Annotated in this window: 10 protein-coding genes and 1 pseudogene; 2 read left to right on the top strand and 9 right to left on the bottom strand. The window is 56.8% G+C overall.

Features of this window, described 5'->3' with window-relative positions:
- Nucleotides 1-31 precede the first annotated feature (31 nt).
- Both ASE59_RS09870 and ASE59_RS09860 read left to right on the top strand, forming a co-directional pair.
- A complete protein-coding gene (locus ASE59_RS09870; RefSeq protein WP_056455607.1) occupies nucleotides 32-784 on the top strand; it encodes a glycosyltransferase family 2 protein in 753 nt (250 codons plus the stop codon).
- Nucleotides 785-942: 158 nt separating this feature from the next.
- Nucleotides 943-2,101 (top strand): annotated as a pseudogene (locus tag ASE59_RS09860) (IS3 family transposase).
- A gap of 102 nt (nucleotides 2,102-2,203) precedes the next feature.
- Here ASE59_RS09860 and ASE59_RS19145 read toward each other — a convergent pair.
- The 9 genes from ASE59_RS19145 to ASE59_RS09820 all read right to left on the bottom strand — a co-directional run bounded on the left by ASE59_RS19145 (nucleotide 2,204) and on the right by ASE59_RS09820 (nucleotide 14,577).
- Nucleotides 2,204-3,283, bottom strand: a complete 1,080-nt coding sequence (locus tag ASE59_RS19145) for an acyltransferase family protein (protein WP_162235290.1) — start codon at nucleotides 3,281-3,283, stop codon at nucleotides 2,204-2,206.
- Between the two features lie 276 nt (nucleotides 3,284-3,559).
- Nucleotides 3,560-4,792, bottom strand: a complete 1,233-nt coding sequence (locus ASE59_RS19760) for a hypothetical protein (RefSeq protein WP_156359996.1) — start codon at nucleotides 4,790-4,792, stop codon at nucleotides 3,560-3,562.
- Nucleotides 4,792-6,996, bottom strand: coding sequence for a GumC family protein (locus ASE59_RS09850; protein ID WP_056455600.1), 2,205 nt, complete (start codon nucleotides 6,994-6,996; stop codon nucleotides 4,792-4,794). The genes ASE59_RS19760 and ASE59_RS09850 overlap by 1 nt, the downstream gene beginning before the upstream one ends.
- Before the next feature lie 13 nt (nucleotides 6,997-7,009).
- Nucleotides 7,010-7,720: a polysaccharide biosynthesis/export family protein gene (locus ASE59_RS09845; RefSeq protein WP_156359995.1), complete on the bottom strand. Its 711-nt coding sequence runs from the start codon at nucleotides 7,718-7,720 to the stop codon at nucleotides 7,010-7,012.
- A gap of 74 nt (nucleotides 7,721-7,794) precedes the next feature.
- Complete coding sequence (locus ASE59_RS09840; protein ID WP_082458203.1) at nucleotides 7,795-9,309, bottom strand: O-antigen ligase family protein; 1,515 nt, start codon at nucleotides 9,307-9,309, stop codon at nucleotides 7,795-7,797.
- Nucleotides 9,310-9,646: 337 nt separating this feature from the next.
- Nucleotides 9,647-10,810, bottom strand: coding sequence for a glycosyltransferase (locus ASE59_RS09835; protein WP_056455596.1), 1,164 nt, complete (start codon nucleotides 10,808-10,810; stop codon nucleotides 9,647-9,649).
- A 2-nt stretch (nucleotides 10,811-10,812) separates the two neighbouring features.
- Nucleotides 10,813-12,342, bottom strand: coding sequence for a lipopolysaccharide biosynthesis protein (locus ASE59_RS09830; RefSeq protein ID WP_056455594.1), 1,530 nt, complete (start codon nucleotides 12,340-12,342; stop codon nucleotides 10,813-10,815).
- A 30-nt stretch (nucleotides 12,343-12,372) separates the two neighbouring features.
- Nucleotides 12,373-13,383 (bottom strand): polysaccharide biosynthesis protein, encoded by a 1,011-nt coding sequence (locus ASE59_RS09825; RefSeq protein ID WP_056455592.1) that lies wholly within the window; start codon nucleotides 13,381-13,383, stop codon nucleotides 12,373-12,375.
- 81 nt (nucleotides 13,384-13,464) lie between these two features.
- Complete coding sequence (locus ASE59_RS09820) at nucleotides 13,465-14,577, bottom strand: DegT/DnrJ/EryC1/StrS family aminotransferase (protein ID WP_082458201.1); 1,113 nt, start codon at nucleotides 14,575-14,577, stop codon at nucleotides 13,465-13,467.

Genomic DNA, 14,577 nt, shown 5'->3' with positions numbered 1-14,577 from the left:
CATCACTAAACACATACCAGGACGCAGTAAAATGAACCCGGTTAAGGGCACCCTTTCGATCGTCAGTCACGGTCACGCCGCGTTGATCTACAACCTTCTCGATGATCTTGCTGGTCAGACCGGAATCACCGAATGGCTGATAATAGTGACGATCAACATTCCCGAAGAATTTAAACCATTAGATGGGTTAAACTTGCGGCTCGTGCGTAATGACGTGCCAAAGGGTTTTGCCGCCAATCACAATACCGCTGCCGTCATGGCGGAGGGCAAATTGTTCCTGATTATCAATCCAGATATTCGCTTGGCGCAGAGTGACACGCTGGAACGCATCGCTGCGGCCGATTGGAATGGACCGTCACCTGCTCTGCGCGCTCCCGTCGTGGTTGCGCCCAATGGTGCCATTGAAGATTCGGTGCGCGCCAACCTTTCAGCACCCAACCTCCTGCGTCGCATGCTGCACCGCATCCCGGGATGGGAGGCCAACCCCGACGGCGCGGGCTTTTTCTGGCTTGCGGGCATGTTCCTGATCGCGCCGCTGGCGACGTTCCGCGCGATAGGCGGCTTTGACGAGCGCTTCCGTATGTACTGCGAGGACTATGATTTGTCCGCACGCTGGCAGGTGCAGGGGGGGCGGGCCGAGGTGCTACACGACGTCCGGGTGATACATGATGCGCGGCGCGACAGTCATGGATCTTGGCGACACCTGCGTTGGCACATCCGCAGCTTGGTGCGCGTATGGCGATCCCGGGTGTTCTGGCGGATCGTCGTCAGACGATACCCTTAAGCTATTTCCGTTGACTGCTGCCTGTTCTCTGGACCGCTTTGCGCTAGGAATCGTGGAAAAGGGCAGCCAGAGCAGAACTGACCTGCTGCCGGTTTCTTGGACCGCTTTAAGCTGGAAAACTCCAGTTATGAAAGAGGGCCAAGGAAGCGGAGTGAGCGATGAAGAGATCGAAGTTTTCGGAGGCGCAGATCGCCTTCGTGCTGAAACAGGCGGAGGATGGCACGAGCATCGGCGAGGTGTGTCGGAAAACGGGGATCAGCGAGGCGACGTTCTACGCGTGGCGCAAGAAGTATGCGGGTCTGATGCCGTCGGAGATGCGGCGGCTGCGCCGGCTCGAGGAGGAGAACGCCAAGCTGAAGCGGTTGGTCGCTGACCTGAGCCTCGACAAGGCGATGTTGCAGGATGAGGCCGTTTGACGATCAATCCGGGGAATTGATCGTAGGCCGAATGGGTCGCGAAAGCTCTGAGGCCTGAACGGCGCCGGCAACTCGTCGACGCCGTCAAGAGCACATGCAGGTCAGCATCAGGCGGGCCTGCGGGGTGCTCCGGGCGGAGCGGTCGAGCTACCACTATCGTGGGCGCCGTGCCGATCAGGCCGACCTGAAGAAAAGGATGAAGGAGGTTGCCGAGACGCGGGTGCGTTACGGCTATCGCCGCATCCATGTGCTACTCCGGCGTGAAGGCTGGGACGTGAACGCGAAGCGGGTATACCGGCTTTACAAGGAAATGGGGCTGCAGCTGCGGCACAAACCGCCGAAGCGCCGGGTGAAAGCGAAGTTGAGGGAAGGCCGCTGCGCGGCGTCTTGTTCGAATGAGGTGTGGGCCATGGACTTCGTCCATGACCAGCTCGCGACGGGGCCGAAGCTGCGCATCCTGACGGTTGTAGACACCTTCAGCCGGTTCTCGCCGGCGGTGGTGCCGCGGTTCAGCTTCCGGGCGCCGGACGTCGTGGAGGTGCTCGAACGGGTGTGCAGCGAGGTGGGCTATCCGGCGTCGATCCGGGTCGACCAAGGCAGCGAGCTCATCTCGCGCGAGCTACACCTGTGGGCGTACACCCGCAACGTCACGCTCGACTTCAGCCGCCCTGGCAAACCGACCGACAACGCATTCATCGAGTCCTTCAACGGCAGGTTCCGCGCGGAATGCCTGAATCAGCACTGGTTCATGAGCCTCGGCGACGCAGTGCGAAAATGCGAGGCTTGGCGTAGAGACTACAACGAGGTGCGGCCACATAGCGCCATCGGCAACAAGACGCCGATATCGCTGGTGAATCGGTCAGCGGCACATGGCCCGCCGCTGCCGGCAGATGCTGGATGACGGCCAGCCAAGTGGTCTAAGAACGGGTAGCGGCTCAACCCACCCCGGGCTCCAGTTATAACTGATAGAGTTTTGGGGAGCACGTCAATTAGGTTTGGCTCCTTAGTGGCGCGCAACCTTCTTTATATATAGAGTGACCGGCTTCTCAAAATACATAAAAGAGAGAATGGAGGCCGCACAGGCAGACACAAAAGCAAATACCGCTGAAGCAATTAGGCTAAGAGTGTTATCGAACAGGCCCAGCTTGATGCAAATTTTGGTTGCAGCGATAATGACGAATGGATGGAGCAAGTAGAGCGAATAGCTTGCTCCGCCAAGCAGTTGGAGCATTTTTCCTCGATATTGCGGGAGTGACAACGCACCTGATAAAATGGCCATCGCACTGAGCCCGCCCCACCATGCCCGCTCACCACCGGGCCATAGCCAGAACCTGCCTATCAAGACGGAAAAACCTCCCAGCAAACACGCTATCGCTAGCGGTGTGGAGAGCCGCCTACCTTTGACATATGCGATACCGATCCAGGCCCCAATCACAAATTCAATCATAATCGGACGAGTAAGGAAAAACGATACGGTAGATAATGGAGCAACAAAGACACCAGCAATGATTAGAACTGCAATTACCGAAGTAAGCAAAGTCACCCTATATATACTATTTTTCAAAATCATCGCTGCTGAAAAAATAGCATAAAAAAACATCTCGTAATTTAACGTCCATCCTAAAAATAATACTGGTTGAATTTCCCCACTTTCCTTTACATAAGGAACAAACAGCAGCGATCGAAACAGATCGAATAGAGAAGCGGTTGTCGATTTCAACAAGTCGGGTGCAACCAATGCGATTACGAAAACCGCCAGTGTTAGTGTCCAATAGAGCGGAACGATCCTCAGGAGCCGATCCCTGAAAAAACGAAGCGGCGATAGCGCTCTGCCATCAGTCGCATAGACAATCACGAACCCACTAATGACGAAGAATAAATCGACGCCCGAGGTGCCAAAAGCAAGATGCTCCCGTCCAATGCCACTAGCAATGAGCATCGCATCGAGATGAGTTAAGACAACCAACGATGCTGCCAAGGCTCGCAAGGTCTGAACATTGTAGATCATGGATCTTGCAATCCTATGTAAAACCTTGGCGCAGACAGCACCATCATAAAATCGAGTAATGAAGATATATTTCACCGTACTATAACAAGGCCGCCTATCTACGTTCACCACCGCAGAACGCATGACCCCGAACCAAAATAGAAATAGATCAAGTGCGCTGACGCCGCCGACCCATTTCCGGTTCAAATATGTATTTGCATTGATCCATCCTAGAATCTTACAAAAATATCAAATACATGATTCTATGCACTTACGAGATCCGCAGAATTGGCGGAATCAGCAAGTCATTCATAGCCAGTGTATTTTGAGCGGTAAGGTTCATGAAGGACGAAAAAGCAGCATACTCCCTGCTTATCGGGCGGGACGTAGCTGAATCCTGTCGATCTGACCTTGAACACCCGAAACATCCTCAGACGGTCTAGCAATCAACGTTAGATTTTGCACCGGACATCCTGGCGGTAGGGTAATGCTCCCCGAAAACCGACCATTCCCGTCGGTTGAGTTAGGCAGGACGAAGCGTCCGAACGTGCGTCCGTCACTGCATTCAAGCGTCCAGTAAGGCCGTGATCGCTCTGCCTGATCAATACCCGTGCTATGCCCCTCGATCACATAATCGCCAGGCAATAGCATCTGTGTCTGCCGTAACAGCGGCCCGCCAATACCCGGCGAAGTGGCAAAATCGAAAACTCCCTTACCGTTTTTGCTGCGCTGGATAGAAGTAGATGTTCCCGCAGACTCAACAATATTCCAGTCGAATGGTGCCGGAGTGACGAGGCTTATTTGAAATTCGGCATCGCGTGAAGTGTCTCGGCTGACATTGGGCGAGTAGCTTCGGTAATAGCTCCACGCAAGATCGGCATCTCCGGCCGATAACAAACGGCTAATAAGGCCGCTGCGTGACCAATCAGGAATAGCTACCCTTGCTTTGTCCAGTAGTGTGTACAGGTTGGCGACGGAGCGTGGGTCGGGTGCGTTGCCTGCTGCAAAGCTGATGAATGAGTCCGCCCATATCGGATGCGTTGCCAGCGTTCGTGCTAGATTGACCCGGATAGACGGATCGGTAATTGCCGAAGCTAGGATAGGAAATAACAGGTCGGGTGCGCTTCGCGAAGTACGGAGGGCGATATCGTAGTGATGCAGCGCGCCGACGGTATCACCCCGCGCCACCGCGTCCTCGATCGCCCACAGGCGGGTGCGCAGGTCACGACGTGAAAGTCGTTCGCTACGGATGAAAAACTGCCGTGCCGAAACGGTGTCACCACGGATCTGGGCGTTCAAACCAAGGGTTGCCAAGGCCGCGACCGCAGTTGGATCCTGACGCAGCGCGGCACGTGCCAGCATATCCGAACGGGTGCGCTCGGTTGAAGTGGCCTCCGGACCCGATTGCAGTTCCGACAGCAACGCTGTGATCCGCCCGTCCCCTGCCGATATGGCATGCGCCCGTTCGGGTGAGGTCGCTCGTATGGCATAAGCCAATGATTGGGTAACAGCGCCATAGCAACACCATGCTGTCCCAACCGCCAACAGGATACGAACAACCCATTCCGCCGGTGCTCGCCGGGACAGGTAGCCGAGCGCCGCCATTAGTCCTGCTCCGCTTTCACCGTGGCGGCACGGTCGCGCCCATAACCATAGCCATACTCATAGCCGCTGCCGTATTGCGCCTTGCGGGCCTCGAACTTGGTCAGCACTCCACCGACAATATGGGCATTGGCACTGGCGAGCCGGGCAAGCGCCGTTTTGACTAGGCTGGAGCGAATACCATGCGATTCTACGGCGTAGATAACGGCTTCAACCTTGCTGGCAATCAACGGCGCATCGGCCAGTCCCATCACCGGAGGAGAATCGATGACCACATGGTCATAGGTTTCCAGCAATCGGTCGAGTAGCACCGACAAGCGATTGCCGGTCAGCAGCTCGGCCGCATTCGGCGGAATGGGACCCGCGGACATTGCGACAAAACCCAGATCGTCCATTCGAAACAACAGTGATTCAAGCTCCTCCTGCCCAGCGAGGAAATTGCTTAGACCCCGATCATGATCGACGCCTCCCAGATGATGGACGGACGGTGAGCGCATATCGCCGTCAACCAGAATTACCTTGCGCTGTGCTCGCGCAAGCGTGGTCGCCAGGGCAAGAGCCGTAGTAGACTTGCCTTCCGCAGGGCGGGTCGACGTTACCGATAGCGAACGCGGCACGCCATGCTCGGTCGTAAAGGCAAGATTGGTCTGCACAGCCAGATAGGCATCGACCAAGTCGGATTTCCGATCGATGAGCGCTTCCTTTGGAGTCTGGCCCGTCACCTTGGGGACCGAGCCAAGCAGAGGCAGGCCCAGACGACGTTCGATCTCTGCAGGATCGGCAATTGCCTCATCAATCTGTTCGAGCGCGAAAGCAAGAATCGCACCAAGCCCCAGCCCGGCTAGCAGGGCGATCGCCAGATTGATAAGCAGGCGTGGCGATGACGGGCGTTGCGGGACGTCAGCGGGATCGACCACCGATACGTTGTTGACACCTACGCCACCTGCGACACCGATTTCCTTGAACCGTTGGAGCAGCCCTTCATAAAGGGCACGGTTCGTATCTACCTCCTGCTGGAATATATTGTACTGAATACTGCGACGACGCAGATCAAGGTAGCTGGCCTTCAACTGCTCGACCCGGCCCTGCAAACCACGTTCGCGTTCTACTGCGCTGCGGTAGTCAGCCGCAAGCGAACCCGACACACGACGTTCCTCTCCAGCGATACTGCGATCGATCTGATCGATCTGCGATTGCACCGCCCGCGCCGCGGGATATTCTGGTTCGAACTGGGTCATCAGCCGCTGATATTCGGCGGACAGTTCCGCGCGGCGCTGGCGTAATGTGTTGATCGCCTGGTTACGCAATGCCTCGGTCGACGCGCCGGCACGCCCGACTTCGCGGTAACGGGCCTCGACAGCGATGCGTTCGGCTGTCGCTTGGGACAATGCTCCATTCAGTGCGGCAAGATCGTCTGCGACGATCGAACGTTCCGTAGTGCTGCCACTCGCGCCCTGTTGCGCGGGAAGGTTGATAATCCGCTCCTGCGACGCATAGGAAACAAGCTGACGCTGTGAGTCATCCAATCGCTCCTTCTGCTGCGCCAACTGACGCTGCAGAAGATCACGACCATAGGATGTAGCCTGAACCTTGCGTTCGAGATTGACCTGAATGAAGTTATCCGACCACGCATTGGCAACCTTTGCCGAGAAATCGGCATCGGGGCTGGTGAATCGGATATCGACAAGACGTGATAGTCGAGTTGGCGTGATCTGAAGATTCTTACGTAGTATCTCTCCCGCCACGCGCTGACGGACCGCCCGTCCGGCGGCCGGATAGCGGCCGTTGACCCGCTGGAACGCCAGCTCGTCGCTTGCCATACCGAAGCGCTCGTAGAATTTGGGATCGTCGACGAGACGCAGTTGGGTTGCAACCCGTTCCGATAATGAACGCGATTGTAGCAACCCATATTGGGTCTGATAGAATTCTTGGTCAGCAACGCTGGTTTCGCGTTCAACCCCCTGAAAATTAGTAACTTGGCTTGCTTCGCGCGATATTTCTATGGTCGCGGTCGCAGTGTACTTCGGCGTCATCAGCAAGGTAACGATCAGTCCGGACAAGACACACGCCGCCACGGTGCCAAGAATGACGTACCGCCAACGCATCGCTATACGCAGATATTCGCGTACAGCCGGAATGCCCTCCGCCGTAGATGCCGTGCCCGCAACCATCATGGAGCCGGACGGGTTCGGTGAAACCAAGTTCATGTCGAGAAGGGCCTTATTGCAGGACCGCGATCAGCGGAGCTGCGAGTAGCGGGGACACAGAAACAAAATCACGGAACAGGCGTCGCTGCGGTGAATCTCCGACGATGACGACGTCGTTTGCATAGACCGGTGGGTCGTCATAAGCACCGCGCCGAATAGCATCGATATTGTACAAGCCAGCCATACGCTGACTGCCCACGGTACGCAGGATGACAACGTCGTCCTGCCGTGCAAATTCGGACAAACCCCGCGCGGATGCAATGACGCGCAGCAACGTCATCTGGTTTGTGACCGGGTACAGGCCCGGCTCCGCAACTTGTCCGTCAATGGTCACGACCTGGCTGACCGAGCTTTTTATATTGACTGTCACCTCAGGGTTTCGAACATAACGCGCACGCAGGGCTGCTTCGATCAATTGCGCCAGTTCGTCCGCGGTCCGACCGCGGGCATCGATCGTCCCGGCCAGCGGCATGGCGATACGGCCACTCGCATCCACCTGCATCTCACGGCTCAGATCGGGAATATTGAACACGTCGACTTGGATTGTGTCGAGTGGCCCAATCAACGCCGGGCGATCCGCTGCAGTCAGATCTCCGCGATCTGGCGCGGGCAGGATGGCAGTGCCATTCACGACGGTCAGTCGCTCAGTCGACGTGAGCTGCTGACGGCCGGCGCATCCTGCAAGGGCTCCCGCAATCAGGAAAGCAATACAAAGCTTGCGCATGCGCTTGGATAATCCACGATCGATAGGAAGTCGGCAGCCTATAGTTGCTGCCTTTGGCTAGGTAAAGCTGGCGGTCAGGCAAGGCGGTCGACGCGTGCCGCCGTTTTGGCTCGGAAATCGGCAGAAGCGTTCAACCACGATGCGGCGATGACGATCACGGCCATCATCATAGGCGTACGAGCCGGATAATCCAACATGCTGGCCATGAAGATCAGCAGCAACAGCGCCGATCCCAACCGTGCCGTCGCATAGCTTGTGTCGCCGCGCCAGGCACGAATACTGGCAATTAGCCACCATCCGATCGCCGCCGCGAGCAACAGCACGCCGGGAAGGCCGCCGTCCAGCGCGATTTCGAGAAAATCATTATGAGCGTGATTGAAATAGGTCGGCTTCAGCAATTCAAACGGTTCGTGCATGCGGAACATAGGGTCGAACCCACCAAATCCTGATCCGGCCGGAAAATAGAGGGACACCATCGCAAGCACTGTCGGCAAGCCACGCGTTCGCATATCCTCCGCCCGGTCCAGCGCAAATGCGCGGTCAATCGAAACCGCCCGATCCGCAGCGACCAGCAATAGTATGAATATCGCAATCAATGCGACCACTCCAACTAGTATCGCCGGGAACATCCAGCGTGGAGCGTGACGCAACATCCGTCGAATACCATTACGGGCCATGAACAGCCCGATACCGATGCCCGGAACACCAACCAATATGCCGGCACGCGAACCACTGGCCAATATCGTCATTGCAAACAGGATGAGAAGGCCAAGCGCGATCGGAATTCGCCAACCAGGTCGACTGTTACCGAACGCCCATGTCGGTGCGATCAGGCAACCCAATGCCAGAAACAACGCAAAATGATTGCGGTTAGCAAACATGCCGGCGACCTGCCCTGGCGTGTCGTTGATGAACGGGTTGGCAAAACCGGCTCCGGAAAATTGCAGCAATCCGATGATCATGGAAAAAGCGGCCAGGCCGAGCAGAATGCCGGGCAGCCAGGCTCGTTCACGCGGTTCCATACCAGCCAGAAACAACAGAACGGCGAATGGCACGATCAACGATGACGCCGCATTCCATGCAGCGCCAGGTACGATCGCCAACGGCCGCCAAGACAGTGGATCGATGATACCGCCTAAGTTCGCGCGGCCCGGAAGCATCTGCCAGACACTTGGCGGTAGCGGCACGAGTTGCACAAGGACCAACACGAACGCGGCGAGCAGCAACATCGCGACGGGACGCACCTGACGCATATCCGGCGGTGATCCGAACAAAATGCAGAGGATCACGAGAAGCCATGTGGTACCACGCACCACGACCTGCCCCATGGCGTCCGCACGCGATGCCCCCCCCATCAACATCAGGACGAGCAGAAGCGCGCATAGCAGGAAAAAAGAAAGGCTGAGATTGGCCCAACGGCCGGATCGACGATGCGTGGACATACTGGCTGACGTGTAGTGTCCAAAGCGGATTGGCACAATGCGACTGCGTTGCATGGTGCCTCGGGCGGCGCCACCCTTCAATTTGTTGAACGGGCGCTCGATCTGGTCCCGCCGGCAGTATCCGAGCCGCTCAGGATCGGCCAGCATCCTGACCTCGGCAGCCAGTCCGCCATTCGGGTGGCCGCCTCTTTCCCTGGTACTTCCACCGATTACAAAGCGTCTTGCAAGACCGTAGGCACCGGGAGCATCTCGGCAGCGCAGCCTATTGCGGTTTACGAAACCAATAGTGCCTAATATATTCTTCGGTTATCCACCAGCGGCCTACCACTATTGTTCGGCCTAATCGGATTTATCCGCTTATCCCGCTCCACCAAGAGCGATAGCATATTACATAATCCCGGCATCATCCTTAATATAGAACAGGATAGCAGCGCCTTTATATTAAAATAACTTAATACTATTCAGGTATATTCCAACGAACAATTCATATAGCCGCATTGGGCAATTTAATAATAATGCCCGTATCGGTAATATACTGCTGCAACCTGTCATATGCGACCCCTATATCTGGAAGGTTGCCAAATTGTTGCGCACGCCCTCCAGGCCCGGGCGATGCAAGCCGGTTTGCAATTCGCTTCCCTTGTAGGCCAAGTTCGCGAACAATCTGCAATCCGACTGCAGGAAGTCCGATCCCGCCCGATGCCGTACGCGCGCAACGCAGCGACTGGATGATCCGGTCGCGCTGCCTACGATGCCGTAACAACGACACGGCATAGAGATAGGCAAGGTTGGGCGACAGGTCGGAACGATCAAGTCGGTCGGCTGCCTGTTTCAGCGAATAGGCCCACACGATGTAGGGTGCGTAATATTCCGGGATCAGCGGATCCCACCGCAAGTCGCTGAAAGCGGCGGTGTGGGGATGCTGGGTCAGCGACGTCATGTCGGTTCCCGCCGCGCCTGTGCCGGCCGTACTTGCCGGCGATCCACCCGGCAGGGAAAAGGGATAGTCTACCTGCCAGACATTGCGAGCAAGTCCGCTCAGCATCGCCGCGCTGGAAATATCGGGCGTGACGCCACTGAAAAGCGTTCCGAACCGGTCGCGCACCCGGTCGATTAACGCCCGCGATGCCAATCCATGATAGACGCGGGGCATCGCGCCCAGTCCTTGGCCCAAATTGTGCAAAGCGTCGCGCAGCGCCGCGATCGGATCAATCCGTCGCGCCTCACCGGTGAACGGATGCACGAAGAGCTTGCTGGCATAGCCATCGCCATAAAAACGCGAGCGGATACCAGGCCAGAAATAATTGGCGATGAAGGATTTTCCGTAGCTGACGACCGCATCCACATCGTGACGATCCGCCCAGCGCACGATTTGCTCGAGACCTGGTCCGACGCAGTCGTCGTCACCCAGAAACATCACGTATCGTCCATGTGCGCGGGCCAGCGCGAATTCGAAATGCGAAACGACATCCATCGGACGTCCCGGCCGTACATATTCGACATTCGCCGGCAGCATGTCGCGTAGACTTTCGTCCGTACTCGTATCGCTGACGATGACCTGCGCATCAGACAGTATCTCGACGATCTTTCGCACAGCGATCGCGGCATAAATCTGTCGGTTGTGCGAAGGAATGACGATAGAGAGCAAAGTCACTGGATAGTCCCAAAAGAAGGTTCGCGGACAGCAGTACGACGCGACCATATGTAAAACACGACAGCAGCCGCTATCATCCCGAGTACCGATCCGATCGTCATCGGCAGTAACAATCGCACGACATCGGACACGATTGTACCGATCAAACGGGTGGCCGCCCAATAGCCAACCGCCACCACGACTGTCGGTATCGTATAGGCGATGATCAGGACTCGGACGAGCGGCCTGCCGCCGGGGAGACAAGTCATGCGAACCCACAATCCAGCGAAACCCGCCGCATAAAAGGCGAAATAGCTCCATGCCAGTCCGGTCAGGTCATCCCGCGATGCGAATATGACCGCCGCGACCAGAACGCTGACTCCACAAACCAAGGACAGCCGAGCCAGATAGTCGTTGTCCCCTGCAGCGATCAGATAGGTAGTGGGATAATAACCTGTCCCGGACAGCGCCCCCGCCGCCAGCAAGATGGGAGCAACTTCCATGACACGCGCCGCCTTGGTAGCATCATGCATCCACAAATTCAGCCAATCCGCCATTTGGAACATTAGACCAAGTGATGGTCCAATAACCATGCACATCAACACCAGCTGAAATATTAACGCTAGGCGGTGCTCGACCAGTCTATCACCAGCATGTCGCGCATGTGCTACACGGGGAGCGAAATAACTGTTTATTGGCCCCGACAAGACCGCCACCGGCACGAGAGCATAGGTCGTCGCCAGAAAATATGTTCCAGCGCTTTCTAGCGAAATGAACCCACTAACGATCGTCTTATCCAGATTGACCGCAGCAGCGGACGCCAGCGTATATACTGTAAGCGGCACGCATCGACGCAAAAGATCCAGCACTGCATCGCGGTGCAACAACGGCTCCCGTCCGATCAGCGGACCACATTGTCGTTCGACAAGCCAGCGCACGGCCGCAAAATGAATAACCGCTACGCCGAGCTGCACCTGGAGAAAGGCGGAAAAGGTCGGGGAATAGCGCAACACCGCCACTGTGGCGGCACCGCGCACTACGGCACCGATCACGGCCGTCGCCGCACTCATCCGATAGAGACCAAGCGAATTGAGACTTAGTTGCGCCACGTTCGTCACGATCAGTGCCAGGATCAGCAACGCGATCATCGCTACGTTTGCCCCCACCGATAGGGACCATGGCGATGCCGCACCCGCCAACATCGGTATCATCAGCGCAATGGCAGCGACACACGAGGCCAGTATCAACAATATCGCCTCGGCCCGTCGACGCATCCATACTACAGCAGTCAGGGCAATAGCGTTTCCTCGCGCGATCGCTGTGTCACGACTAATAAGCGTTGCAAGCCCAAGATCGGATACGAGGAAGAATGCCTGTAACGACAAAACGACTGCAACTGAACCAAATACGTCATCACCCAACAAGCGACTAAACTGTGGAATGAAAACAAAAGTAACCAGTATACCCCCGATCCTTCCCGCAAATAGCGAGAAGAAATCGGCCAGCGCGCCGATCCCCGAAACAGCAGGGTTGCGCAAGATTGACATGGTTATACTGATCCTTCGGCAAATTTGCGATCAGTTACCAAGCTCAGACTGCACATAGGAAAGCGTTAGAAGCAACTGCTTAGTTTCCTCTACATTCAATCGCTCGGTATTGTGCGACGTGTAATCGTCTACTTGGTTCATTTCCTGAGACCCTTCGGAAATGAACAGTTCGTAGTTAAGATCGCGATTGTCCGCCGGCACGCGCCAATACCGGCCCATATCATCGGCCTTGGCCATTTCTTCACGGGAAACTAGTGTTTCATACAGTTTTTCGCCGTGGCGAGTACCCAGAATGCCAGTGTTCAACGGCACACCAAACAACTCGCTGATTGCGATCGACAATGTTTCGATAGTGCAGGCGGGCGCCTTCTGGACGAAAATATCGCCCTGCTGACCGTTCTGGAATGCGTGCAGAACCAGATCAACCGAATCTTCAAGCGACATCATGAAACGGGTCATAGCAGGATCGGTGATCATCATCGGCTGACCGCTCTTCAACTTTTCGATGAACAGCGGGATGACCGACCCACGCGACGCCATAACGTTTCCGTAACGTGTCGCGCACAATACCGGACCATCAGGGCCCAGCACCCTGGCGTGCGACACTAGCACCTTTTCCGCCATAGCCTTGGAGATGCCCATGGCGTTGATGGGATAAACCGCCTTATCAGTGCTCAGCAGGACAACTCGCTTCACACGATTTTCAATCGCCGCGCGGATGACGTTGTCAGTGCCGTTCACATTGGTGCGCACCGCTTCCATCGGGTAGAATTCGCACGATGGCACTTGCTTCAATGCCGCGGCGTGGAACACATAGTCAACGCCACGCATCGCCGTATTGATCGACTGCGGATCGCGCGTATCGCCAATGACGAACTTCACCTTGGAACTTTTCAACGCGATCCGAAGATCTTCCTGCTTCTTCTCGTCGCGCGAGAAAACAATGATCTGGCGCACTCCCGTTTCGATGAAACGGCTGAGCACGGTGGTACCGAACGATCCGGTTCCACCGGTGATCATCAGCGTCTTGCCGTCGAGCATATTCTGTTCCCCTTGCTGTATTTCCACAGCATCTATTCGATAGATTCATGATGCGTTTCCGCCCTGGTATCAGGCGGATCGTTACCGTCCCATAGCATCTGCGCGAACCACGTCCACGATCCGAGCCAGATCATCCTGAGATAACCACCAACCTGCCGGAAGCGCGAACATCTCGCGCTCCATGAGATCGGTACCTGGCAGATTGCGCGTGATCGCGCCGAAACCGCTATACCGGTCATTGCGCTGATGCAGGCGAGAGCATTGGACACCGGCAGCCTTCAACCGGTTCATCAATGCATCGCGGCGCTGGCTGCGTACCAGCGCCACCCAAAAGACATTGCTCGCGCCCGGCACCTCTTCCACGAACTGCAGGTCGGCTACATCCGCCAGCGCCGTACGAAGCTGTGTCACGTTTCGACGGTTCTTCCCGACACGTTCGTCCAGATCGTCACAACCTTGCAACGCTAGGGTCGCGTTGACGTGCGGCAGCGATGCCGAAACCCCGATTTCGGATACATCCAGCATCGGGTCGATTTCGCCATCGGCAGTACGGAACCGCGCAGTATCGATACCGAACCGCCGCAGCCGCCGCGCCCGATCGGCATCCTGTGGACGGCACACGATCGCGCCCCCCTCGATACCGCTCAGTTGACGGTTGGGATAGAAAGACAGGATCGCCTGATCGCCGAAGGTCCCGGCCGGCCGGCCGTTCCATTGCGCTCCCAGCGCATTGTTCGCATCCTCGATCAACGGCAGTCCGGCGTCGTGGCACAATTGCCTGAGTGCCATGAGATCACCGACATAACCCGCCACGTGGTAGACCACCACCGCCCGCGTCCTGGGTCCGATGCAGGCGGCAAGGTCGTCAAGGTCGACGGTGGTGGTGCGCGGATCAACATCGACCCAGACCGGCACCGCGCCGACCATCGCGATCGCACTGTTCGACGACATGCAGTTCAGTGCGAGGGTCACCACCTCGTCGCCCGCGCCGACGCCGGCAAGTCGCAATGCAAGGCATAGGGCCTGAGTCATGTCACTGGTCGCGACGACCGGACGATCGTCTAACCTGACGCTCAACCGCGTTTCCAGCGCGGCAACAGCAGGCCCGGCGGCGAGCGCCCCCGAACGCCATAGCGGATCAAGGGCGGCAAGCCGTGCCGGATCGACCCGGCAATCGAACAGGGGAATAGACAT

Source organism: Sphingomonas sp. Leaf10 (genome assembly GCF_001421245.1).
Classification (GTDB): domain Bacteria; phylum Pseudomonadota; class Alphaproteobacteria; order Sphingomonadales; family Sphingomonadaceae; genus Sphingomonas.
Note: the sequence above shows the minus strand (reverse complement) of the source record. Positions and strands in the feature narration are given on the sequence as shown.